Annotated in this window: 23 protein-coding genes and 2 other annotated features; all 23 genes read left to right on the top strand. The window is 41.9% G+C overall.

Annotated elements, in window-relative coordinates; translation table 11 throughout:
* Nucleotides 1–2: 2 nt before the first annotated feature.
* The 23 genes from disA (at nucleotide 3) to rpsL (ending at nucleotide 22667) form a co-directional block, all read left to right on the top strand.
* Nucleotides 3–1082 (top strand): DNA integrity scanning diadenylate cyclase DisA, encoded by a 1080-nt coding sequence (disA, locus tag V6Z54_RS06770; protein WP_024425581.1) that lies wholly within the window; start codon nucleotides 3–5, stop codon nucleotides 1080–1082.
* Nucleotides 1083–1234: 152 nt separating this feature from the next.
* Nucleotides 1235–2335 (top strand): PIN/TRAM domain-containing protein, encoded by a 1101-nt coding sequence (locus V6Z54_RS06765; RefSeq protein ID WP_047203808.1) that lies wholly within the window; start codon nucleotides 1235–1237, stop codon nucleotides 2333–2335.
* Nucleotides 2336–2348: 13 nt separating this feature from the next.
* The gene (ispD, locus tag V6Z54_RS06760; protein ID WP_039175965.1) at nucleotides 2349–3038 is read left to right on the top strand and encodes a 2-C-methyl-D-erythritol 4-phosphate cytidylyltransferase; all 690 of its coding nucleotides are present in this window, start codon (nucleotides 2349–2351) and stop codon (nucleotides 3036–3038) included.
* Nucleotides 3039–3041: 3 nt separating this feature from the next.
* Nucleotides 3042–3518 (top strand): 2-C-methyl-D-erythritol 2,4-cyclodiphosphate synthase, encoded by a 477-nt coding sequence (gene ispF, locus V6Z54_RS06755; protein ID WP_003216928.1) that lies wholly within the window; start codon nucleotides 3042–3044, stop codon nucleotides 3516–3518.
* Between the two features lie 94 nt (nucleotides 3519–3612).
* Nucleotides 3613–5064 (top strand): glutamate--tRNA ligase, encoded by a 1452-nt coding sequence (gene gltX / locus V6Z54_RS06750; protein ID WP_338527844.1) that lies wholly within the window; start codon nucleotides 3613–3615, stop codon nucleotides 5062–5064.
* Nucleotides 5064–5294: a binding site (T-box leader), on the top strand. Its footprint overlaps the gene before it by 1 nt.
* Before the next feature lie 81 nt (nucleotides 5295–5375).
* Nucleotides 5376–6029 (top strand): serine O-acetyltransferase, encoded by a 654-nt coding sequence (cysE, locus tag V6Z54_RS06745; protein WP_034283914.1) that lies wholly within the window; start codon nucleotides 5376–5378, stop codon nucleotides 6027–6029.
* Nucleotides 6026–7426: a cysteine--tRNA ligase gene (cysS, locus tag V6Z54_RS06740; RefSeq protein WP_034283904.1), complete on the top strand. Its 1401-nt coding sequence runs from the start codon at nucleotides 6026–6028 to the stop codon at nucleotides 7424–7426. Before cysE ends, cysS begins: the two co-directional genes overlap by 4 nt.
* A 3-nt stretch (nucleotides 7427–7429) precedes the next feature.
* Nucleotides 7430–7861 (top strand): Mini-ribonuclease 3, encoded by a 432-nt coding sequence (locus V6Z54_RS06735; RefSeq protein WP_024425587.1) that lies wholly within the window; start codon nucleotides 7430–7432, stop codon nucleotides 7859–7861.
* Nucleotides 7845–8594: a 23S rRNA (guanosine(2251)-2'-O)-methyltransferase RlmB gene (gene rlmB / locus V6Z54_RS06730; RefSeq protein WP_024425588.1), complete on the top strand. Its 750-nt coding sequence runs from the start codon at nucleotides 7845–7847 to the stop codon at nucleotides 8592–8594. The genes V6Z54_RS06735 and rlmB overlap by 17 nt, the downstream gene beginning before the upstream one ends.
* Before the next feature lie 2 nt (nucleotides 8595–8596).
* On the top strand, nucleotides 8597–9109 hold the full coding sequence (rae1, locus tag V6Z54_RS06725; protein WP_338527843.1) for a ribosome-dependent mRNA decay endonuclease Rae1/YacP: 513 nt from the start codon (nucleotides 8597–8599) through the stop codon (nucleotides 9107–9109).
* A gap of 63 nt (nucleotides 9110–9172) precedes the next feature.
* The gene (gene sigH / locus V6Z54_RS06720; protein ID WP_008345424.1) at nucleotides 9173–9829 is read left to right on the top strand and encodes an RNA polymerase sporulation sigma factor SigH; all 657 of its coding nucleotides are present in this window, start codon (nucleotides 9173–9175) and stop codon (nucleotides 9827–9829) included.
* A 76-nt stretch (nucleotides 9830–9905) separates the two neighbouring features.
* Nucleotides 9906–10055, top strand: coding sequence for a 50S ribosomal protein L33 (rpmG, locus tag V6Z54_RS06715; RefSeq protein ID WP_008356502.1), 150 nt, complete (start codon nucleotides 9906–9908; stop codon nucleotides 10053–10055).
* A gap of 34 nt (nucleotides 10056–10089) precedes the next feature.
* The gene (gene secE, locus V6Z54_RS06710; RefSeq protein ID WP_008345422.1) at nucleotides 10090–10266 is read left to right on the top strand and encodes a preprotein translocase subunit SecE; all 177 of its coding nucleotides are present in this window, start codon (nucleotides 10090–10092) and stop codon (nucleotides 10264–10266) included.
* A 171-nt stretch (nucleotides 10267–10437) separates the two neighbouring features.
* Nucleotides 10438–10971, top strand: coding sequence for a transcription termination/antitermination protein NusG (nusG, locus tag V6Z54_RS06705; protein ID WP_003217197.1), 534 nt, complete (start codon nucleotides 10438–10440; stop codon nucleotides 10969–10971).
* Nucleotides 10972–11142: 171 nt separating this feature from the next.
* Entirely contained in the window at nucleotides 11143–11568 is a 426-nt protein-coding gene (gene rplK / locus V6Z54_RS06700; protein ID WP_003216956.1) for a 50S ribosomal protein L11, read from the top strand.
* Nucleotides 11569–11667: 99 nt separating this feature from the next.
* Nucleotides 11668–12366, top strand: coding sequence for a 50S ribosomal protein L1 (rplA, locus tag V6Z54_RS06695; protein ID WP_007496292.1), 699 nt, complete (start codon nucleotides 11668–11670; stop codon nucleotides 12364–12366).
* Between the two features lie 49 nt (nucleotides 12367–12415).
* Nucleotides 12416–12556: a sequence feature (ribosomal protein L10 leader region), on the top strand.
* 69 nt (nucleotides 12557–12625) lie between these two features.
* Nucleotides 12626–13126 carry a 50S ribosomal protein L10 gene (gene rplJ, locus V6Z54_RS06690; protein ID WP_041084739.1) on the top strand — a complete coding sequence of 167 codons (501 nt, stop codon included), beginning with the start codon at nucleotides 12626–12628 and terminating at the stop codon, nucleotides 13124–13126.
* 48 nt (nucleotides 13127–13174) lie between these two features.
* Nucleotides 13175–13540 (top strand): 50S ribosomal protein L7/L12, encoded by a 366-nt coding sequence (gene rplL / locus V6Z54_RS06685; protein ID WP_008345418.1) that lies wholly within the window; start codon nucleotides 13175–13177, stop codon nucleotides 13538–13540.
* 96 nt (nucleotides 13541–13636) lie between these two features.
* The gene (locus V6Z54_RS06680) at nucleotides 13637–14242 is read left to right on the top strand and encodes a class I SAM-dependent methyltransferase (RefSeq protein ID WP_024425591.1); all 606 of its coding nucleotides are present in this window, start codon (nucleotides 13637–13639) and stop codon (nucleotides 14240–14242) included.
* A 255-nt stretch (nucleotides 14243–14497) separates the two neighbouring features.
* Nucleotides 14498–18079 (top strand): DNA-directed RNA polymerase subunit beta, encoded by a 3582-nt coding sequence (gene rpoB / locus V6Z54_RS06675; RefSeq protein ID WP_073978985.1) that lies wholly within the window; start codon nucleotides 14498–14500, stop codon nucleotides 18077–18079.
* Between the two features lie 61 nt (nucleotides 18080–18140).
* Complete coding sequence (gene rpoC, locus V6Z54_RS06670) at nucleotides 18141–21740, top strand: DNA-directed RNA polymerase subunit beta' (RefSeq protein WP_024425592.1); 3600 nt, start codon at nucleotides 18141–18143, stop codon at nucleotides 21738–21740.
* A gap of 145 nt (nucleotides 21741–21885) precedes the next feature.
* A complete protein-coding gene (locus tag V6Z54_RS06665) occupies nucleotides 21886–22134 on the top strand; it encodes a 50S ribosomal protein L7ae-like protein (protein ID WP_024425593.1) in 249 nt (82 codons plus the stop codon).
* 113 nt (nucleotides 22135–22247) lie between these two features.
* Nucleotides 22248–22667 (top strand): 30S ribosomal protein S12, encoded by a 420-nt coding sequence (gene rpsL / locus V6Z54_RS06660; protein ID WP_008356518.1) that lies wholly within the window; start codon nucleotides 22248–22250, stop codon nucleotides 22665–22667.
* The last annotated feature ends 29 nt before the right edge of the window (nucleotides 22668–22696 follow it).

Below are 22696 nucleotides of genomic sequence, written 5' to 3'. Positions count from 1 at the left end.
AAATGGAAAAAGAGAAAAAAGGAGCGAGAGAACTCGATCTCTTAGATATTGTACAGTTTGTGGCACCAGGAACACCTCTGCGGGCAGGGATTGAAAACGTCTTGCGAGCCAATACTGGCGGGCTCATTGTTGTTGGTTATAATGACAAAGTAAAGAGTGTGGTAGATGGAGGATTTCACATTAATTCTGCCTTCTCTCCAGCACATTTATATGAATTGGCGAAGATGGACGGGGCTATTATTCTTAGCGATTCTGGTCAAAAAATCTTGTATGCGAATACACAGCTGATGCCAGATGCCACTATCCATTCATCGGAAACAGGCATGAGGCACCGGACGGCTGAACGTGTAGCGAAGCAGACAGGCTGCTTAATCATTGCCATTTCTGAACGGAGGAACGTCATTACCTTATACCAAGGGAATCGTCGTTATACGCTGAAAGATATTGGTTTTATTTTAACAAAGGCGAATCAAGCCATTCAAACACTTGAGAAATATAAAACCATTTTAGATCACGCCATTTCTGCGTTAAGCGCCCTAGAATTTGAAGAGCTTGTGACCTTTGGTGATGTATTATCCGTGCTGCACCGCTACGAAATGGTTCTTAGAATCAAAAATGAAATCAATATGTATATCAAAGAGCTTGGAACAGAGGGACACTTGATCCGTCTGCAGGTCAATGAGCTGATTACAGATATGGAGCAGGAAGCGGCCTTATTTATTAAAGATTACGTGAAAGAAAAGATCAAAGATCCGTATGTGCTGCTTAAACAACTTCAAGATATGTCGAGCTTTGAGCTTTTAGATGATTCCATTCTGTACAAGTTACTTGGATATCCAGCTTCTACAAATATTGACGAATATGTGTACACAAGAGGATACAGGTTGCTCCATAAAATCCCTAGATTGCCAATGCCGATCGTTGAAAATGTGGTTGAAGCATTCGGTGTGCTAGATCGAATTATGGAAGCCGATGTACAAGAATTGGATGAAGTAGAAGGAATTGGAGAAGTAAGAGCGAAAAAGATAAAAAAAGGATTAAAAAGGTTACAAGAAAAACATTATATCGACCGTCAGCTTTAAGAAGAGAAATTTTTCTCTATTACGGTTAAAAATGGATGAATATGGGTATATTAATGATGGTTTTGTTTCTGTTGCTCATGATAGGAAACTTAAACATATATCAATGTCAGATGAAGGTGGATTGACAGATGAAAAATAAAGGAGGTGAAGGTATGTTAAAAAGAATCGTTCAGGCGTTTTTTATCATTTTTGGTGCAGTTGTGGGGATTTTTATCATTCCAGAGTTATTTCTGCTTTTAAATGTAAAGGACATACCTTTCATAACAAATGCTTACTCTTCAGCACTAATAGGAGCCGCTGTATTCTTGATCATCGGTAAATGGTGCACAGGTTATGTCGTAAATTGGGTGAAATGGATCGAGGATTCTCTATTGAAGGCGCCTCTTCCTGATCTTATATCTGGAAGTTTCGGATTAGTATTTGGACTTATTCTAGCATATCTTATTGTAAACGTGATCCCGCTAAACAATATCCCATATCATATTTTTGGTACCATTATTCCGATTTTCCTGGCTTTCTTTTTAGGATACCTTGGGTTTCAGGTAGGCTTTAAGAAGAAGGATGAAATGATGGGGCTGTTCTCCCGGTCTGCAAAGGTCAGCAAGAAAAAAGGAGCAGCTGATGATGAACCTGAAATAGAAGATAAAAAGCTGAAAATTTTAGACACAAGTGTTATCATTGATGGAAGAATCGCAGATATTTGCCAAACTGGATTCTTAGAAGGCGTCATGGTCATTCCTCAATTTGTACTCGAGGAATTACAGCATATTGCAGACTCCTCAGATGTGTTAAAGAGAAATAGAGGCCGAAGAGGTCTTGATATTTTAAATCGTATTCAAAAAGAGTTGGATATTAAAGTTGAAATTTACGAAGGTGACTTCGAAGACATTCAAGAGGTTGATAGCAAGCTTGTGAAGCTCGCGAAATTAACTTCAGGTGTTGTTGTGACCAATGATTTTAATTTAAATAAAGTATGCGAACTTCAAAAAGTAGCAGTGTTAAACATCAATGATCTAGCCAATGCGGTTAAACCGGTTGTACTGCCTGGGGAAGAAATGAAGGTACAGGTCATCAAAGATGGGAAAGAGCATAACCAAGGTGTTGCTTACTTAGATGACGGTACGATGATTGTGGTCGAAGAAGGACGCAATTACATTGGAAAAGACATCGATGTACTCGTCACTAGTGTGCTGCAGACTGCTGCTGGAAGAATGATTTTTGCGAAGCCAAAACTTCTGGAGAAGGCGCTCTAAAGGGAGAACGAACATGTATTATGAAGTAGTTATTCCGGCTGCGGGGCAGGGGAAACGAATGAAGGCCGGCCGCAATAAGCTTTTTATCGAGCTGAAAAGAATGCCGGTCATCATTCATACATTAAAGGTGTTTGACGCTCATTCACAATGCAAACGCATGATCCTAGCGATCAATGAGGAGGAGCGTCAAGACTTTGAAAGGCTACTCAAGGTACACGCTTTTCAAACGCCTGTTTCACTTGTCACTGGCGGTGAAGAACGTCAGCAAAGTGTATACGAAGGATTAAAGGCTGTGAAAGATGCGGACATCGTGCTTGTTCATGATGGGGCAAGGCCTTTTATTAAGCATACACAGATTGACTTGCTCGTTAAAGCAGCGATTGAAAAAGGCTCCGCAGTTGTAGCGGTACCAGTGAAAGACACAATCAAACGCGTTCAAGAAGGCAAAGTGGAACAAACCATTGAACGTCAGAGCTTGTGGGCGGTCCAGACCCCACAAGCTTTTCGTCATTCTATTTTAAAAGAGGCGCATGAACATGCGGAGCGGACAGGCTTCCTTGGAACAGATGACGCCAGTCTTGTTGAACAATTACATGGCGAGAATGTGTATATTGTCCAAGGAGACTATACCAATATTAAGCTGACAACACCGGATGATTTATTGGTTGCCAAGGCAATTATGGATGCGGAAAGAGGGTACTAGATCATGTTGAGAATAGGACAAGGCTTTGATGTACATCAATTAACAGAGGGGAGACCTCTGATTATCGGCGGGGTCACCATCCCTTATGAAAAGGGACTGCTAGGGCATTCAGACGCTGACGTACTGCTTCACACAGTGGCAGATGCCTGCCTGGGTGCGATTGCTGAAGGAGATATCGGCAGACATTTCCCAGACACAGACCCTGAGTTTAAGGATGCAGATTCATTTAAATTATTGCAGCATGTGTGGGCACTTGTGAAAGAAAAAGGCTACACACTTGTGAATATTGACTGCACCATCATGGCGCAAAAACCAAAAATGGCACCTTACATTCAACCAATGTGTGAGAAAATCGCAGAAGCACTTGAGGCAGATGTCACACAGGTGAACGTCAAAGCAACAACGACAGAGAAACTCGGATTTACAGGAAGAGGCGAAGGAATTGCCTCTCAGGCAACAGTGCTTCTTCAGAAAAAGTAAAATCCATTTTGATGAGAATGGGTTTTGATGATAAAATACGTTTATAAAAAATTGGTGTCAGACAACATGATGCAGATGAAAGGAAGTTAAACTCATGGGAAATGAAGTGCGTGTTCGTTATGCACCGAGTCCAACTGGTCATTTACATATTGGGAATGCTAGAACGGCTCTTTTCAACTATTTGTTCGCACGCAGCCAAGGCGGCAAATTTATTATTCGAATCGAGGATACGGATCAAAAGCGTAATGTAGAAGGCGGGGAGGAAAGCCAGCTTCGCCACCTGCAATGGCTCGGTATTGATTGGGATGAGAGCATTGATAAAGATGGCGGTTACGGTCCTTACAGACAATCAGAGCGAAATGATATTTACAAAAAATATTATGACGAGCTGTTAGAGAAGGATTTGGCGTATAAGTGCTATTGTACGGCAGAAGAGCTAGAGGCAGAGCGTGAAGCACAAATCGCCCGCAGTGAAATGCCTCGATATTCTGGTAAATGCAGTCATTTATCAAAAGAAGAAGAGGACAAGCTAATTGCTGAAGGAAGAGAGCCAAGCATCCGCTTCCGAGTGCCAAAAGGAGAAATCATCAAATTTGACGACATGGTTAAAGGCGATATTTCGTTTGAAACAGATGGCATCGGTGATTTTGTTATTGTGAAGAAAGATGGCACGCCAACTTATAACTTTGCCGTAGCCGTGGATGATCATTTGATGAAAATGACTCACGTTCTTCGCGGAGAGGATCATATTTCAAATACGCCTAAACAAATTATGGTTTTTAATGCATTTGGCTGGGATGTTCCGCTATTCGGACATATGACGTTGATTGTGAACGAAAACCGCAAGAAATTAAGTAAACGTGATGAATCAATTATTCAATTCATCGAGCAATATAAGAATTTAGGCTATTTACCTGAAGCCCTGTTTAACTTCATTGCATTACTTGGATGGTCTCCAGTAGGCGAAGAAGAACTGTTTACAAAAGAGCAATTCATCGACATTTTCGATGTAACCCGACTTTCTAAGTCACCAGCTCTATTTGATATGCATAAACTAAAATGGGTGAACAACCAATACGTGAAAGCACTTGATCTTGATCAGGTTGTGGCACTAACACTTCCACATCTTCAAAAAGCAGGCAAGGTAAGTGAGCAGCTGACAGAAGAAGAAAACACGTGGGTACGCAAGCTTATTTCTCTGTATCACGAACAATTAAGCTACGGAGCAGAAATTGTTGAGTTAACAGAGTTGTTCTTTAAGGAGCAAATTGAGTATAATCAAGAGGCAAAGGAAGTTCTAGCAGAGGAGCAAGTACCAGAAGTGATGGCATCTTTTGCAGGTCAGCTTGAACAGCTTGAGTCTTTCACGCCTGATGAAATCAAGGCTGCCATTAAAGCGGTACAAAAAGAAACAGGGCATAAAGGCAAGAAACTATTCATGCCGATTCGTGTGGCTGTCACAGGACAAACGCATGGCCCAGAACTTCCGCAAAGTATTGAATTACTAGGTAAAGAAACGGTATTAAACCGCATTAAACAAATATAAGAAAATCGTTGCGAGGGAGAAGTACAATGTACTCGTCCATCACAGAAAGAGTCTCCACCGGCTGAAAGAGACTTATGGGCAGACGTTGGAAATGCACCCTCAAGACCCTTGAGGAACACGTACGTTAGTATGCAAGGGCGGTACCCTCCGTTATGGGATTAAGTTGAGAAGGCTGAAAGATATGTGGCTTTCTAAACAGAGTGGAACCGCGTTTTCAAAACGTCTCTGTCATTTGGCAGAGGCGTTTTTTATTTGTCCAAAAAAAGAGAGCAAGTCCTAAGAGAGATTGATGGGGAGAACGGGGGGAGCATGTGTTTTTCAAAATGCTGAAAGAAGATATTGATACTGTGTTTGATCAAGATCCTGCTGCTAGAAGCTATATTGAAGTAGTGCTAACCTATTCAGGGCTTCATGCGATTTGGGCTCACCGTATTGCGCACGCATTTTATAAGCGGAAGCTGTATTTTATTGCGCGGATCATTTCTCAGGTCAGCCGTTTTTTCACAGGGGTGGAAATTCACCCGGCGGCAACCATTGGCAGGCGGTTCTTCATTGATCACGGCATGGGCGTTGTGATCGGGGAAACATGTGAAATTGGAGACAACGTCACTGTTTTCCAAGGCGTGACATTAGGGGGAACAGGGAAAGAAAAGGGGAAGCGGCATCCGACCATTTTAGACGATGCCCTCATTGCGACAGGTGCCAAGGTGCTTGGTTCCATTACAGTTGGAAAAGGAGCCAAGATTGGAGCGGGGTCGGTCGTGTTAAAGGATGTACCCGATCATTCCACCGTTGTCGGTATACCTGGGCGAGTCGTCGTTCAAAATGGAAAGAAAATCAATCGTGATCTCAATCATCAAGATTTGCCAGATCCAATTTCCGATCGTTTTAAAGAATTGGAACGAGAAATGGAAAAGCTAAAAGGTGAGCTGGCTTCATTGAGCAGAAAGGAAGAACAATCATGACAATCAATATTTATAATACATTGACACGTAAGAAGGAAGAATTTGTCCCGCTTGAGCCAGGAAAGGTCAAGATGTATGTGTGCGGACCAACCGTTTATAACTACATTCATATCGGGAATGCTAGACCTGCTATTGTTTATGACACTGTACGTAAGTATTTAGAATACAGCGGTTACGATGTGAACTTTGTATCAAACTTTACAGATGTGGATGATAAACTCATCAAAGCAGCCAATGAACTCGGAGAAGATGTGCCGACAATTGCTGACCGGTTTATCCAAGCCTACTTCGAAGACGTCAGTGCACTAGGCTGCAAAAAAGCAGACCTTCACCCGCGAGTAACGGAAAACATGGATGATATCATTGCGTTTATTGCGACATTGATTGAAAAAGGCTACGCCTATGAAGCGGATGGCGACGTGTATTACAGCACACGCTCATTTGAAGGCTATGGAAAGCTTTCTCATCAATCAATTGATGAACTGAAGACAGGTGCCCGTATTCGTGTAGGTGAAAAGAAACGAGATGCACTTGATTTTGCCCTATGGAAGGCTGCAAAGGATCAGGAAATCTCATGGGATAGCCCATGGGGCGAAGGACGCCCAGGCTGGCACATCGAATGCTCGGCAATGGTCAAAAAATATTTAGGTGATACGATCGACATTCATGCTGGCGGACAGGATCTAACATTCCCGCACCATGAGAATGAAATTGCCCAATCTGAGGCTTTGACAGGGAAGCCTTTTGCGAAGTATTGGATGCATAACGGGTATATTAATATTGATAATGAAAAAATGTCGAAATCACTTGGCAACTTTGTGCTGGTGCATGACATTGTGAAAGAACAAGATCCGGATGTGCTCCGCTTCTTTATGTTGTCGGTTCACTATCGTCACCCAATTAACTACTCAATGGATTTATTAGAAAGTACAAAGAGTGCGTTTAACCGACTCAAGACATCGTATGCGAATTTACATCACCGTCTCGAGAGCAGCACGAATATCACGGAAGACAATGCTGAATGGCTGGCAAAAATTGAAGAACAGCGTGCGACATTTATTTCTGAAATGAATGATGACTTCAATACAGCAAATGCGATCTCTGTTTTATTCGAATTAGCAAAACAGGCGAATTATTATATGGAAAATGATCATACTTCGGAGGAAGTGATCAAGGCATTTATCGGCTTGTTCCAAGAAATTACTTCTGTTCTTGGCTTCTCATTAGAAGAAAAGCACACGCTTGACGAAGAGGTAGAAGCGTTGATTGAAAAACGTAATGAAGCTAGAAGAAATCGTGACTTTGCCCTATCTGATCAAATTCGTGACCAATTAAAGAACATGAATATTGTGTTGGAGGACACTCCTCAAGGTACTCGCTGGAAAAGAGGAGAATAGGCAATGTTGAATTTTGAAAAGCTGAAAGATGGTAAACAGCTGAACGGACTTGCGCTAGCTTATATGGGTGATGCCATTTTTGAAGTATATGTGAGGCATCACCTCCTCCAAACGGGGGCGACAAAACCAAATGAGCTGCACAAACGAGCAAGCAAAATTGTTTCAGCTAAATCACAGGCTGCTATTTTATTTACGCTTCAGCAGCAAGGCTTTTTCACTGAAGCAGAAGAAGCGGTGCTGAAAAGAGGAAGAAATGCAAAATCAGGCACAGTGCCTAAAAACACAGACGTTCAAACGTATCGTTATAGTACAGCGTTTGAAGCGCTCATGGGTTATTTATTTATCGAAAAGCAGGACGAACGCTTAGAAGAGCTGATTGGTCAGGCGATTGAAATCGGAACGTCAGGGAGGAAGACAAATGAGTCAGCAACATGATTATGTCATTGGGAAAAATGCAGTGATTGAGACACTGAAGTCAGATCGGGAGTTATACAAGCTCTGGATGGCAGAAAACACTGTAAAAGGACAAGCCCAGCAGGTCATTGAACTCGCTAAAAAGCAAAATATCACCATTCAGTATGTTCCGAGGAAAAAGCTTGATCAAATGGTTACAGGTCAGCACCAGGGAATCGTTGCACAAGTAGCAGCATATGAATATGCAGAATTGGACGATCTGTATCAAATCGCTGAAAAGCGGAATGAGCAGCCATTTTTTCTGATTTTAGATGAAATTGAAGATCCGCATAATTTAGGATCGATTATGCGTACGGCAGATGCTGTAGGGGCACACGGGATTGTCATTCCAAAAAGGAGAGCGGTCGGTCTAACAACAACAGTTGCTAAGGCATCCACTGGAGCAATTGAGCATATTCCTGTTGCAAAAGTGACCAATCTTTCAAGAGCCCTTGATGAAATGAAAGAAAGAGGAATCTGGGTTGCGGGAACAGATGCGTCTGCTAAACAGGATTACAGACAATTTGATGGTACAATGCCGCTGGCTCTTGTGATTGGCAGTGAAGGTAAAGGAATTGGCCGATTGATTAAAGAAAAGTGTGATTTTCTAATTAAACTGCCTATGGCCGGGAAGGTTACTTCTTTGAATGCATCAGTAGCTGCTGGTCTATTGATGTATGAAGTGTATCGAAAACGTTATCCGTTAGGAGAATAGAGATGGATATCCTCTTAGTCGATGGATACAACATGATAGGTGCATGGCCTCAGCTGCAGCACTTAAAGGAAAACAGCTTTGAAGAAGCCAGAGACGTTCTGATTCAACATTTAGCAGAATATCAAGCATACACAGGGTATCGAGTCATTGTCGTATTCGATGCCCATATGGTTAAAGGAATTGAAAAGAAGCGGACCAATCACCGAGTAGAGGTCATCTTTACGAGAGAGAATGAAACGGCGGATGAGCGGATTGAGAAGCTGGCGCAGGATTTGAATAATATTCGGACGCAAATTCATGTGGCAACCTCAGATTTTACGGAACAATGGGCTATTTTTGGACAAGGAGCTCTTCGGAAGTCTGCTCGTGAGCTTTTAAGAGAGATTGAAGTGATAGAACGAAAGATTGAATCGAGAGTCAAAAAGATTACTTCTGATAAACCAGCATCTAAGATTGAATTGTCAGAAGATGTATTGAAAACGTTTGAAAAATGGCGGCGCGGGAATCTGGAATAGCTTGACGATATTTCAACCATTAATGTATAATATTTCTATCTAGGTGCGGTCGGGGGGATCGAAGTGAATCTAAACAACAGCAAGGGTAAGTCCATCAGAGAGCAATTTTGCCAGTTGGAAGATGAACAAGTCATTGAAAGGGTTCATGTCGGAGATAGTGATGCGCTAGATTATTTAATAACGAAATACCGCAATTTTGTACGTGCGAAAGCAAGATCTTATTTCTTGATAGGAGCGGATCGAGAGGACATTGTCCAAGAGGGAATGATCGGACTTTATAAGTCTATCCGCGATTTCAGAGAGGACAAGCTTACTTCATTTAAGGCTTTTGCAGAATTATGTATTACCCGCCAAATTATCACCGCAATTAAAACAGCTACTCGCCAAAAACATATCCCGTTAAATTCCTATGTATCATTAGACAAGCCGATCTACGATGAAGAATCGGACAGAACATTATTGGATGTCATTTCCGGTGCTAAAGCGCTTAACCCAGAAGACTTAATCATTAGCAAAGAAGAATTTGATGATATCGAAATGAAGATGGGAGAACTGCTTAGCGAGCTGGAAAGAAAGGTACTTGTGCTTTATCTTGATGGCAGATCCTATCAAGAGATTTCTGAAGATTTAAACCGTCATGTGAAATCAATTGATAACGCACTCCAAAGAGTAAAGAGAAAATTAGAGAAATATTTAGAGCTTCGCGAAATTAGTCTCTAATCAAACCTATATTGACAGCTTTTTCGACACTGTGATAAGGTACTAATGAAATGATGTCGAGAAAATAGGTGTAAATATGAGGAAAAAGATTACTCTAGCCTGTAAAGACTGCGGAAGCCGCAATTATACGACAATGAAAAGTGTTGCTTCAGCAGCTGAAAGATTAGAAGTTAAGAAATATTGCAAGACTTGTAATTCACATAAAACACATTTAGAAACGAAGTAAGATTTGCGTTCTTTATTCTGTGGAGGTCTTTTACATGCGTATTATCAGTTTCTTAAAAAGTGTCGGAAAAGAAATGAAAAAGGTCAGCTGGCCAAAGAAGAACGAAATGGTCCGCTACACAATCACTGTTATTTTAACAGTCGTATTCTTTGCAATCTTTTTCTCTTTTCTTGATATAGGAATCTCACAATTAATCGAATTAATTCATTAATACTTGAATAATGGTCTGCTGAACGTGCTATAATAGATCATAATATGACTTGCCAAAAAACCCGTTTTACGGGTTTTTTCAATTGCTTGAAAATATTTACCGGTACTCGAGATTCGTCAAATAGACATTATGAAATGTGGGGAGGGAAGGACTAAATAGTCCTGAACGAAAATGGAAAAGAATTGGTATGTTGTGCATACGTACTCTGGCTATGAAAACAAAGTAAAAGCGAACTTGGAAAAGCGTGTTGAATCAATGGGCATGCAGGATAAAATCTTCCGCGTCGTCGTACCAGAAGAAGAAGAAACGGATATTAAAAATGGTAAGAAAAAAGTCGTCAAAAAGAAAGTATTCCCTGGCTATGTCCTAGTGGAAATCGTAATGACTGACGACTCTTGGTATGTCGTTCGTAACACACCGGGTGTCACTGGATTCGTTGGATCAGCTGGATCAGGCTCAAAGCCGACTGCGCTGCTGCCAGGCGAAGCTGAAACCATTCTGAAGAGAATGGGTCTTGAAGAACGCAAAACAGAAATCGACTTTGAACTGAAAGAAACAGTTAAGGTCATCGATGGACCATTTGCTAACTTCACTGGCTCGATTGAAGAAATTGATTACGATAAAAGCAAAGTCAAAGTATTCGTTAATATGTTTGGTAGAGAAACACCTGTTGAACTTGAGTTCACGCAGATCGATAAATTGTAATTTAAAAGAGCTTGAAATGAGTGTATAGAAGTGGTAATATAGCAAAGGTACGTCTTGAGTTCACTCAAGATCGCTAGCTAGTTATTTCGTCATTCATATAAAGAATGAAGTTGTTGAGTGGGAGGGGGATTCCCCTATTACCACATCACGGACTTTAAGGAGGTGTGTCTCGTGGCTAAAAAAGTAGTTAAAGTTGTTAAATTGCAAATTCCTGCTGGAAAAGCTAACCCAGCTCCACCAGTTGGACCTGCACTAGGTCAAGCCGGTGTTAATATCATGGGATTCTGTAAGGAGTTTAACGCTCGTACAGCTGACCAAGCTGGTCTTATCATTCCTGTTGAAATTTCGGTTTTTGAAGACCGTTCATTTACATTTATTACTAAAACTCCACCTGCTGCAGTTTTACTTAAAAAAGCAGCTGGTATTGAGTCTGGTTCTGGTGAACCTAACCGTAATAAAGTGGCAACTGTTAAGCGTGATAAAGTACGCGAAATCGCGGAAACAAAAATGCCTGACTTAAACGCTGCTAGCGTTGAATCAGCTATGCGCATGGTTGAAGGTACTGCACGCAGTATGGGTATTGTCATCGAAGATTAATTTTTTGTCTTGTTGGGTTGCGAGTTTGGTTTTGACAAGTTCGCAACCCTTATTCGTGGGAGGTTATTCCGCTAAAACCACATAAGGAGGATTTTTATAATGGCTAAAAAAGGTAAAAAGTATGTAGAAGCTGCTAAGCTGATCGAGCGTACTAAAGCGTATGATGTAGCTGAAGCTGTTTCTCTTACAAAAAAAGCAAATACAGCGAAATTTGATGCGACTGTAGAAGTTGCTTTTCGTTTGGGCGTAGACCCTCGTAAAAACGATCAACAAATCCGCGGTGCAGTTGTACTTCCTAACGGAACTGGTAAAACTCAACGCGTTCTTGTGTTCGCTAAAGGCGAAAAAGCAAAAGAAGCAGAAGCTGCTGGAGCAGACTACGTTGGAGATTCTGATTACATCACTAAAATCCAACAAGGTTGGTTCGAATTCGATGTAATCGTTGCGACACCTGACATGATGGGTGAAGTTGGTAAGATCGGTCGTGTACTTGGACCAAAAGGTCTTATGCCAAACCCTAAAACAGGAACTGTAACGTTCGAAGTTGAAAAAGCAATCAATGAAATCAAAGCTGGTAAAGTAGAATACCGCGTTGATAAAGCTGGTAACATCCACGCGCCAATCGGAAAGGTTTCTTTCGAGGACGAAAAGCTTGTTGAGAACTTTGCAACAATCTATGACACAATCCTTAAAGCAAAACCTGCAGCGGCTAAAGGTGTATACGTGAAAAACGTTTCTGTTACATCTACTATGGGCCCTGGCGTGAAAGTGGATCCATCTTCTTTCTCTGCAAAATAATTCTTGACTTATGACAACCATTTTGATAATATCAAAATGTTGTAAAATAGAATAATGTCCATTTATACCGTAGACAGCAGGGGCCTTATGGCTTAATTAACCCGCCGAGGTGTATATGTCACAGTCTTACGTTAACGTATGCTTGTATATACAGCCTCCATGTCTTAATGGAGGCTTTTTATATGGAGAACCGTTCGTTAGGAACGTGATGGCCTGATCGGTATAAGTGTTACACAAAGAATGTACAGGAGGTGTAACCATGAGCAATGCAATCGATACTAAAAAAGTTGTCGTTGATGAAATTACTTCTAAATTTAAAGATAGTATGTCTACTGTCATTGTAGATTACCGCGGTCTTTCAGTTTCTGAAGTGACTGAACTTCGTAAACAGCTTCGTGAAGCTGGCGTAGAATTCAAAGTTTACAAAAACACTTTGACTCGCCGTGCAGTTGAACAAGTTGAACTAACGGGTTTAAACGATTTCTTAACAGGTCCAAACGCTATCGCATTCAGTAACGAAGATGTTATCGCACCTGCGAAAATCATCAACGAATTTGCGAAAAGCCACGAAGCTTTAGAAATCAAAGCTGGTGTCATCGAAGGAAACGTAGCGACTGTAGAAGAAGTGAAGGCTCTTGCGGAACTTCCGTCTCGCGAAGGCTTACTGTCTATGTTGCTTAGCGTTCTTCAAGCTCCAGTTCGTAATCTTGCTCTTGCTACTAAAGCAGTTGCAGAACAAAAAGAAGAACAAGGCGCTTAATGCCTACTTTACGTTTACGTAAAAAAACTTAAAATGGAGGAATTACAAATGGCTTTAAATATCGAAGAAATCATTGCTTCAGTTAAAGAAGCAACTGTACTTGAGTTAAACGACTTAGTAAAAGCAATCGAAGAAGAATTTGGCGTAACTGCTGCTGCTCCTGTAGCTGTAGCTGCTGGTGGCGGTGCTGCTGCTGAAGAAAAAACTGATTTTGATCTAGTACTTGCTGGTGCTGGAGACCAAAAAATCAAAGTTATCAAAGTGGTTCGTGAAATCACTGGTCTTGGCTTGAAAGAAGCTAAAGAACTTGTTGACAACACTCCAAAACCACTTAAAGAAGGTATTGCTAAAGAAGAAGCTGAAGAACTTAAAGCTAAGCTTGAAGAAGTTGGCGCTTCTGTAGAAGTTAAGTAATCTTCGCCTAATCTTTTGGGAAAGCTCGCTTTTACTGGCGGGCTTTTTCTTTTCTAATCTCCTGAAACGATTGAATCCAGAGGAGGTCCATTCACCATGAGTGACCACTATTATACGGAAAAGCCATCAGTGAAAAGCAATAAACAGACATGGGACTTCACCTTGAGAAACCGTACCTTTACTTTTACAAGTGACAGTGGAGTGTTTTCTAAGAAAGAAGTCGACTTTGGTTCAAGGCTTTTAATTGAAGCTTTCGAAGAACCTGACTTGGATGGCGATGTCTTAGATGTCGGTTGCGGTTATGGACCGATCGGCTTATCGTTAGCAAACGAAATGACTAGCCGTACCATTCATATGATTGATGTGAACGAAAGAGCAGTCGAACTTTCAAAGGAAAACGCTAAACATAATCGCATTGATAATGTTCGCATCTATCAAAGTGATTTGTTCTCGAATGTTCATTCCTCAGCTGCTTTTGCCTCTATACTGACCAATCCCCCAATACGGGCAGGGAAGAAAGTTGTACATGCGATCTTTGAAAAAAGTGCTGATCATTTATTGCCGGAAGGTGAGTTGTGGGTGGTTATTCAGAAAAAGCAAGGTGGACCATCTGCGATTGAAAAATTAGAGCAGCTCTTTGGAGAAGTCGAGGTTGTGCTGAAAAAAAAGGGCTACTATATAATCAAAGCTAAAAAAGTTTGACGCAGTTTCCTAGCTGTGTTAACATTATAAAATGCCAATGTGTATATTTTGCTTGATAGGCTTAAAAAATAACTATTTTGTATAAATTATGCATACTTGGGAAAACTAATAAAATCGGTATTTGTTTTTGGATGTGGTTTTCTTATTTTAGAAACCCTTTTTTCTTTTGTCTTGTAAAAGTATTTCTTTACTGACATTTGAAAGACAGAAATACTTTTTACACATATAATACGCATGATTTGAGGGGTGAATCAGTTGACAGGTCAACTAGTTCAGTATGGACGACACCGCCAGCGCAGAAGCTACGCACGCATAAGCGAAGTGTTAGAATTACCAAATCTCATTGAAATTCAAACCTCTTCTTATCAGTGGTTTCTTGATGAGGGTCTTAGAGAGATGTTTCAAGATATATCCCCAATTGAGGATTTTACTGGTAACCTTTCTCTTGAATTCATTGATTACAGCCTAGGGGATCCTAAGTATCCTGTAGCAGAATCAAAAGAACGTGATGTAACTTACTCTGCTCCACTAAGAGTAAAAGTTCGTTTAATTAACAAAGAAACTGGAGAAGTAAAAGACCAAGATGTGTTCATGGGGGATTTCCCAATCATGACAGACACAGGTACTTTTATCATTAATGGTGCGGAACGTGTAATCGTTTCTCAGTTAGTGCGTTCTCCAAGTGTATATTTCAGTGGTAAAGTAGACAAAAACGGTAAAAAAGGTTTTACTGCGACTGTCATTCCAAACCGTGGCGCATGGTTAGAATACGAAACTGATGCGAAGGATGTAGTCTATGTACGCATCGATCGCACACGTAAGTTGCCGGTTACGGTTCTTTTGCGTGCTCTCGGCTTCAGCTCTGATCAAGAGATTCTTGACCTCATTGGCGAGAATGAATACTTACGCAACACGCTGGAAAAAGACAATACAGAGAATGCGGATAAAGCACTTCTCGAAATCTACGAGCGCCTCCGCCCTGGAGAGCCGCCAACTGTTGAAAATGCGAAAAGCTTGCTAGACTCTCGCTTCTTCGATCCGAAGAGATATGACCTAGCAAATGTTGGACGCTACAAGATTAATAAGAAGCTTCATATTAAAAATAGACTGTTCAATCAAAAATTGGCTGAAACGTTAGTTGACCCTGAAACAGGTGAAATTCTAGCAGAAAAAGGTCAAAATTTAGACAGAAGAGTTCTTGATAAAGTTCTTCCATACTTAGAAAACGGCATCGGATTTAGAAAGCTATATCCTAATGGTGGCGTAGTAGAAGATGAAGTAGAACTTCAATCTATTAAGATTTATGCACCGTCTGATCAAGAAGGCGAGCAAGTGATTAACGTGATTGGAAATGCATATGTAGAGGAAGCTGTGAAAAACATCACGCCTTCTGACATCATTGCATCAATCAGTTACTTCTTCAACCTTCTTCATGGTGTAGGTGACACAGATGATATCGACCACCTTGGTAACCGTCGTCTGCGTTCTGTAGGTGAACTTCTGCAAAACCAATTCCGTATTGGTTTAAGCAGAATGGAGCGTGTTGTTCGTGAAAGAATGTCAATTCAAGACACAAACACAATCACACCTCAGCAGCTGATCAACATTCGTCCTGTGATCGCTTCTATCAAAGAGTTCTTTGGTAGTTCTCAGCTATCTCAGTTCATGGATCAAACAAACCCGCTTGCTGAATTGACGCACAAACGTCGTCTGTCAGCGCTTGGACCGGGTGGTTTGACACGTGAGCGTGCAGGAATGGAAGTTCGTGACGTTCACTACTCTCACTATGGTCGTATGTGTCCGATTGAAACACCAGAGGGTCCAAACATTGGTTTGATCAACTCTCTATCTTCATTCGCAAAAGTGAATCGCTTCGGATTTATCGAAACACCTTACCGCCGGGTTGATCCTGAAACTGGTAAAGTGACACCGAGAATCGATTACTTAACTGCTGATGAAGAGGATAACTACGTAGTAGCACAAGCGAACGCTATATTAGGTGAAGATGGTTCGTTTATTGATGATAATATCATTGCTCGTTTCAGAGGGGAAAACACCGTTGTTCCTCGAAACCGCGTTGACTACATGGACGTTTCGCCAAAGCAGGTTGTTTCTGCAGCGACAGCATGTATCCCATTCTTAGAAAACGATGACTCTAACCGTGCTCTAATGGGAGCGAACATGCAGCGTCAGGCTGTGCCTTTGATGCAGCCAGAATCACCGATTGTTGGTACAGGTATGGAGTACGTATCAGGGAAAGACTCTGGTGCTGCTGTCATCTGCCGCTACCCAGGTGTTGTAGAACGCGTAGAAGCAAAAAATATTTGGGTTCGCCGTTATGAAGACGTTGACGGACAACAAGTCAAAGGAAACCTAGACAAATACAGCTTGCTGAAATTTGTCCGCTCTAACCAAGGGACTTGCTACAACCAGCGTCCTATCGTAAGTGTTGGAGATGAAGTCGTTAAAGGAGAAATCCTTGCAGACGGACCTTCTATGGAAAAAGGTGAATTGGCTCTAGGACGTAACGTTATGGTCGGATTCATGACTTGGGACGGTTACAACTACGAGGATGCGATCATCATGAGTGAGCGCCTTGTAAAAGATGACGTCTACACGTCTATTCATATTGAAGAATATGAATCAGAAGCTCGTGATACAAAGCTTGGACCAGAAGAAATCACTCGTGATATTCCAAACGTTGGGGAAGATGCTTTACGCAACCTTGACGAGCGCGGAATCATCCGTATTGGTGCAGAAGTAAAAGACGGAGACCTTCTTGTAGGAAAAGTAACGCCTAAAGGTGTAACTGAACTAACAGCTGAAGAACGTCTATTACATGCAATCTTCGGTGAAAAGGCTCGTGAAGTTCGTGATACGTCACTGCGTGTTCCACACGGCGGCGGCGGAATTATCCACGATGTAAAAGTCTTTAACCGTGAAGATGGCGATGAATTACCTCCAGGTGTAAACCAGTTAGTCCGCGTATACATCGTTCAGAAGCGTAAAATTTCTGAAGGTGACAAAATGGCTGGACGACATGGTAACAAAGGGGTTATCTCTAAGATCCTTCCAGAAGAAGATATGCCGTATCTTCCAGACGGAACACCGATCGATATCATGTTGAACCCTCTAGGGGTACCATCTCGTATGAACATCGGTCAGGTACTTGAGCTTCATATGGGTATGGCTGCACGTTACCTTGGCATCCACATTGCGTCACCAGTATTTGATGGTGCTCGTGAGGAAGATGTTTGGGAAACGCTAGAAGAAGCAGGTATGTCCCGTGATGCGAAAACAGTCCTTTATGACGGTCGAACTGGTGAACCATTCGACAACCGTGTATCTGTCGGAATCATGTACATGATCAAACTGGCTCACATGGTTGACGATAAACTTCACGCTCGTTCAACTGGACCATACTCACTTGTTACGCAGCAGCCACTTGGCGGTAAAGCACAGTTTGGTGGTCAGCGTTTCGGAGAGATGGAAGTATGGGCACTTGAAGCTTACGGTGCAGCATATACACTTCAAGAGATCTTAACAGTTAAATCGGATGACGTTGTGGGTCGTGTGAAAACATACGAAGCCATCGTCAAAGGGGATAACGTACCTGAACCAGGTGTCCCTGAATCATTCAAAGTGTTAATCAAAGAACTTCAAAGTTTAGGTATGGATGTCAAAATCCTATCTGGCGATGAAGAAGAGATAGAAATGAGAGATTTAGAAGACGATGAGGAAACGAAGAAAGCAGACGGATTAGCGTTATCTAATGACGAAGATGCTGCAGACCTCGCACCTGTCGATCTTGAACGTGACGCAGTCACAAAAGAATAGCAGAAACGATTAGAGCAAGTGACTAGGGTATAACCCGAAGATTAAAAGGGAGGTAGGCCCCTTGCTAGATGTGAACAATTTTGAGTATATGAACATCGGTCTCGCATCACCTGATAAAATCCGTTCTTGGTCTTTTGGTGAAGTGAAAAAGCCTGAAACGATTAACTATCGTACACTGAAACCTGAAAAAGATGGTCTCTTTTGTGAACGTATCTTCGGACCGCAAAAAGACTGGGAATGTCATTGTGGGAAGTATAAACGCGTTCGGTATAAGGGTGTTGTATGTGACCGTTGTGGTGTAGAAGTAACACGGGCAAAAGTCCGTCGTGAGAGAATGGGGCATATCGAACTGGCTGCCCCAGTTTCCCACATTTGGTATTTCAAAGGTATCCCAAGCCGTATGGGTCTTGTTCTTGATATGTCACCACGTGCGTTAGAAGAAGTGATCTACTTCGCTTCTTACGTCGTGACAGATCCGGGCAACACACCGCTTGAGAAGAAACAACTTCTTTCTGAGAAAGAATTCCGTGCTTATTTAGATAAATACGGTAATACATTCCAAGCAGCTATGGGTGCAGAAGCAATCAACAAACTTCTTCAAGATATCGATCTTGTAAAAGAAGTAGATACACTGAAAGAAGAGCTGAAAACTGCTCAAGGACAGCGTCGTACACGTGCGATCAAACGCCTTGAAGTGTTAGAAGCCTTCCGTAACTCTGGAAACAAACCATCTTGGATGATTCTTGATGTACTTCCGGTGATTCCACCAGAATTACGTCCAATGGTTCAGCTTGATGGTGGACGTTTTGCTACTTCTGACTTGAACGACCTTTATCGTCGTGTCATCAACCGTAACAATCGTCTGAAGCGTTTATTAGATCTTGGTGCGCCAAGCATCATCGTTCAGAACGAGAAGCGTATGCTTCAAGAAGCTGTCGACGCCTTGATTGATAATGGACGTAGAGGCCGACCAGTAACAGGACCAGGAAATAGACCATTGAAATCTCTTTCTCACATGCTGAAAGGGAAACAAGGACGTTTCCGTCAAAACTTGCTTGGTAAACGTGTTGACTATTCTGGACGTTCCGTTATCGTCGTAGGACCACATTTGAAAATGTATCAGTGTGGACTTCCGAAAGAAATGGCTCTTGAATTATTCAAACCATTCGTGATGAAGGAGCTTGTTGAAAAAGGATTAGCTCACAACATCAAGAGTGCGAAACGTAAAATTGAGCGCGTGCAGCCAGAAGTATGGGATGTTTTAGAATCAGTTATTCGTGAGCATCCAGTCTTACTAAACCGTGCACCGACTCTTCACAGACTTGGTATTCAAGCGTTTGAACCTACACTTGTGGAAGGACGCGCAATTCGTCTGCATCCACTTGTATGTACAGCCTACAACGCTGACTTTGACGGTGACCAAATGGCGGTTCACGTACCATTATCTGCTGAAGCTCAAGCTGAAGCTCGTATCTTAATGCTTGCTGCTCAAAACATTTTGAACCCGAAAGATGGAAAACCAGTCGTTACGCCATCTCAGGATATGGTGCTTGGTAACTACTACCTTACACTTGAGCGCAAAGGTGCTATCGGAGAAGGTATGGTCTTCAAAGATACTGACGAAGCCCTTCTAGCTTATCAAAATGGTTATGTGCATCTTCATACACGTGTAGCTGTTGCAGCTAGCTCGTTGAAGAATGTAACATTCACTGATGAACAGCGTTCTAAATTGTTGATTACAACAGTTGGAAAACTGATCTTTAACGAGATCTTACCGGAATCATTCCCATACATGAATGAGCCGACAAAGAGCAATATTGAAGAAAAAACGCCTGATCGTTTCTTCCTTGAAAAAGGTGAGGATGTAAAAGCTGCGATCGAGAAACAAGAAATCAATGCGCCGTTCAAAAAAGGTATTTTAGGTAAAATCATTGCAGAAATCTTTAAGAGATTCCATATTACTGAGACATCTAAAATGCTTGACCGCATGAAAAATCTTGGTTTCAGATACTCTACTAAAGCCGGTATTACGGTTGGTGTGTCTGATATCGTCGTATTAGATGATAAGCAGCAAATTCTTGAAGAAGCACAAGCGAAAGTAGATAACGTCATGAAGCAATTCAGACGTGGTTTGATTACTGAAGAAGAGCGTTATGAGAGAGTTATTTCAATCTGGAGTTCTTCTAAAGATGTCATCCAAGGTAAACTGATGAAGTCCCTTGATGAAGTCAACCCAATCTACATGATGAGTGACTCTGGAGCGCGTGGTAACGCATCTAACTTCACTCAGCTGGCTGGTATGCGTGGTCTGATGGCCAACCCGGCTGGACGTATCATTGAACTTCCGATTAAATCTAGTTTCCGTGAAGGTTTAACTGTATTGGAATACTTTATTTCCACTCACGGAGCGCGTAAAGGTCTTGCCGATACAGCCCTTAAAACAGCTGACTCAGGTTACCTTACGCGTCGTCTCGTTGACGTTGCACAGGATGTCATCATCCGTGAAACAGATTGCGGTACAGACCGTGGAATCTTGGCGAAGTCCATTAAAGAAGGAAATGAAATTATTGAGAAACTTGAAGAACGTCTGATCGGACGTTTTGCAAGAAAACCAATTGTTCATCCTGAAACAGGCGAAGTCATTGTAGCTGAAAACGAACTAATTGATGAAGATAAAGCACTTGAAGTAGTTGAAGCAGGAATTGAGGAAGTATGGATCCGTTCTGCATTTACATGTAACACGCCTCATGGTGTATGTAAACGATGCTACGGCCGTAACCTTGCAACTGGTACTGACGTTGAAGTCGGTGAAGCAGTTGGAATCATCGCTGCACAATCAATCGGTGAGCCAGGAACACAGCTTACAATGCGTACGTTCCACACCGGTGGGGTAGCAGGAGACGATATCACTCAAGGTTTACCTCGTATCCAAGAGCTATTTGAAGCGCGTAATCCGAAAGGCCAAGCGACAATTTCTGAAATTGATGGTGTCGTTGCTGAAATTAACGATGTTCGTGACAAGCAGCAGGAAATTGTGGTTCAAGGCGAAGTTGAAACTCGCTCATACACAGCTCCTTACAATGCACGTCTGAAAGTTGTTGAAGGTGACACAGTTACTCGTGGTCAAGTACTTACAGAAGGTTCCATCGATCCGAAAGAACTTCTTAAAGTGACTGACATGACAGCTGTTCAAGAATATCTGCTTCATGAAGTACAAAAAGTATACCGTATGCAAGGGGTAGAAATCGGAGATAAGCACGTAGAGGTAATGGTTCGCCAAATGCTTCGTAAAGTGCGTGTCGCTGATGCAGGGGATACAGACGTATTACCAGGCACACTTCTTGATGTACACCAATTCACTGAAGCAAACAAAAAAGTACTATTCGAAGGCAAACGTCCTGCAACAGGCCGTCCAGTTCTTCTTGGTATTACAAAAGCTTCGCTTGAAACAGACTCATTCTTGTCTGCGGCATCCTTCCAAGAAACGACTCGTGTCCTAACAGATGCGGCGATCAAAGGAAAACGTGATGAACTGCTTGGCTTGAAAGAGAATGTGATCATTGGTAAACTTGTTCCTGCTGGAACGGGAATGCCAAACTACCGTAAAGTTAAGCCGGTTTCGCAAGTGCAGCCGTCTGACGACATGGTTCCTGTAGAGTAATCTTTTCTTGTGAGATTCCTATAAAATCATCAAAAATGGTGAAGGATGTCAAGATAATCTGTCATACGATATTGACATCCTTCTGCCATGATGATAATATAACCAAGGTGCTCAAAATAAAACCTGTTACTTTGGAGGATATTCGATGTCTTATGATAAAGTATCACAGGCTCAATCCATTATTATTGGTACGAAGCAAACAGTAAAAGCTCTGAAACGAGATTCAGTAAAGGAAGTCGTCGTAGCGAAAGATGCTGATCCTGCTTTAACTGCTAGTGTATTGAAACTAGCGCAAGAGAAGGGTGTAGACATTTTAGTGGTAGATTCCATGAAAAAGCTCGGCAAGGCCTGCGGAATTGAAGTTGGGGCAGCAGCTGTTGCCATTATGTTATAACGTACTTGTTTTGTTTTTGCATGCTTAAAATGCAAAAGCATTGTTTTTTGCCTTTTGATGAACCACCTGGGTATGTGGGTTATAAAAAAAGTAATGAAGGGAGGAATAACAACATGCCTACAATTAATCAGCTAGTACGCAAAGGACGCGTGAGTAAAGTTGAAAACTCAAAGTCTCCTGCACTTAACAAAGGATACAACAGTTTCAAAAAAGAGCACACTAACGTAACATCTCCACAGAAGCGCGGGGTTTGTACTCGTGTCGGTACTATGACACCGAAAAAACCAAACTCAGCACTACGTAAATACGCTCGTGTACGTTTGTCTAACCTGATTGAAGTAACAGCTTACATTCCTGGTATCGGACATAACCTACAAGAGCACAGTGTAGTACTTATCCGTGGCGGACGTGTAAAAGACTTACCGGGTGTACGTTACCACATCGTTCGTGGTGCGCTTGATACTGCCGGAGTTGACGGTCGTATGCAAGGACGTTCTAAATACGGAACAAAACGCCCTAAACAAAGCAAATAATATAAACAAACATAAGGGTTTTTAGAAGT

This window comes from Bacillus sp. MAG717A (genome assembly GCF_036884855.1).
Lineage (GTDB): Bacteria > Bacillota > Bacilli > Bacillales > Bacillaceae > Bacillus > Bacillus safensis.
Note: the sequence above shows the minus strand (reverse complement) of the source record. Positions and strands in the feature narration are given on the sequence as shown.

Excerpts from the sequence above, each read along its gene's own strand:
- disA (WP_024425581.1), top strand. The coding sequence starts at position 3 with ATGGAAAAAGAGAAAAAAGGAGCGAGAGAACTCGATCTCTTAGATATT.
- V6Z54_RS06765 (WP_047203808.1), top strand. The coding sequence starts at position 1,235 with ATGTTAAAAAGAATCGTTCAGGCGTTTTTTATCATTTTTGGTGCAGTT.
- ispD (WP_039175965.1), top strand. The coding sequence starts at position 2,349 with ATGTATTATGAAGTAGTTATTCCGGCTGCGGGGCAGGGGAAACGAATG.
- ispF (WP_003216928.1), top strand. The coding sequence starts at position 3,042 with ATGTTGAGAATAGGACAAGGCTTTGATGTACATCAATTAACAGAGGGG.
- gltX (WP_338527844.1), top strand. The coding sequence starts at position 3,613 with ATGGGAAATGAAGTGCGTGTTCGTTATGCACCGAGTCCAACTGGTCAT.
- cysS (WP_034283904.1), top strand. The coding sequence starts at position 6,026 with ATGACAATCAATATTTATAATACATTGACACGTAAGAAGGAAGAATTT.
- V6Z54_RS06735 (WP_024425587.1), top strand. The coding sequence starts at position 7,430 with ATGTTGAATTTTGAAAAGCTGAAAGATGGTAAACAGCTGAACGGACTT.
- rlmB (WP_024425588.1), top strand. The coding sequence starts at position 7,845 with ATGAGTCAGCAACATGATTATGTCATTGGGAAAAATGCAGTGATTGAG.
- rae1 (WP_338527843.1), top strand. The coding sequence starts at position 8,597 with ATGGATATCCTCTTAGTCGATGGATACAACATGATAGGTGCATGGCCT.
- rpmG (WP_008356502.1), top strand. The coding sequence starts at position 9,906 with ATGAGGAAAAAGATTACTCTAGCCTGTAAAGACTGCGGAAGCCGCAAT.
- secE (WP_008345422.1), top strand. The coding sequence starts at position 10,090 with ATGCGTATTATCAGTTTCTTAAAAAGTGTCGGAAAAGAAATGAAAAAG.
- nusG (WP_003217197.1), top strand. The coding sequence starts at position 10,438 with ATGGAAAAGAATTGGTATGTTGTGCATACGTACTCTGGCTATGAAAAC.
- rplA (WP_007496292.1), top strand. The coding sequence starts at position 11,668 with ATGGCTAAAAAAGGTAAAAAGTATGTAGAAGCTGCTAAGCTGATCGAG.
- rplJ (WP_041084739.1), top strand. The coding sequence starts at position 12,626 with ATGAGCAATGCAATCGATACTAAAAAAGTTGTCGTTGATGAAATTACT.
- rplL (WP_008345418.1), top strand. The coding sequence starts at position 13,175 with ATGGCTTTAAATATCGAAGAAATCATTGCTTCAGTTAAAGAAGCAACT.
- V6Z54_RS06680 (WP_024425591.1), top strand. The coding sequence starts at position 13,637 with ATGAGTGACCACTATTATACGGAAAAGCCATCAGTGAAAAGCAATAAA.
- V6Z54_RS06665 (WP_024425593.1), top strand. The coding sequence starts at position 21,886 with ATGTCTTATGATAAAGTATCACAGGCTCAATCCATTATTATTGGTACG.
- rpsL (WP_008356518.1), top strand. The coding sequence starts at position 22,248 with ATGCCTACAATTAATCAGCTAGTACGCAAAGGACGCGTGAGTAAAGTT.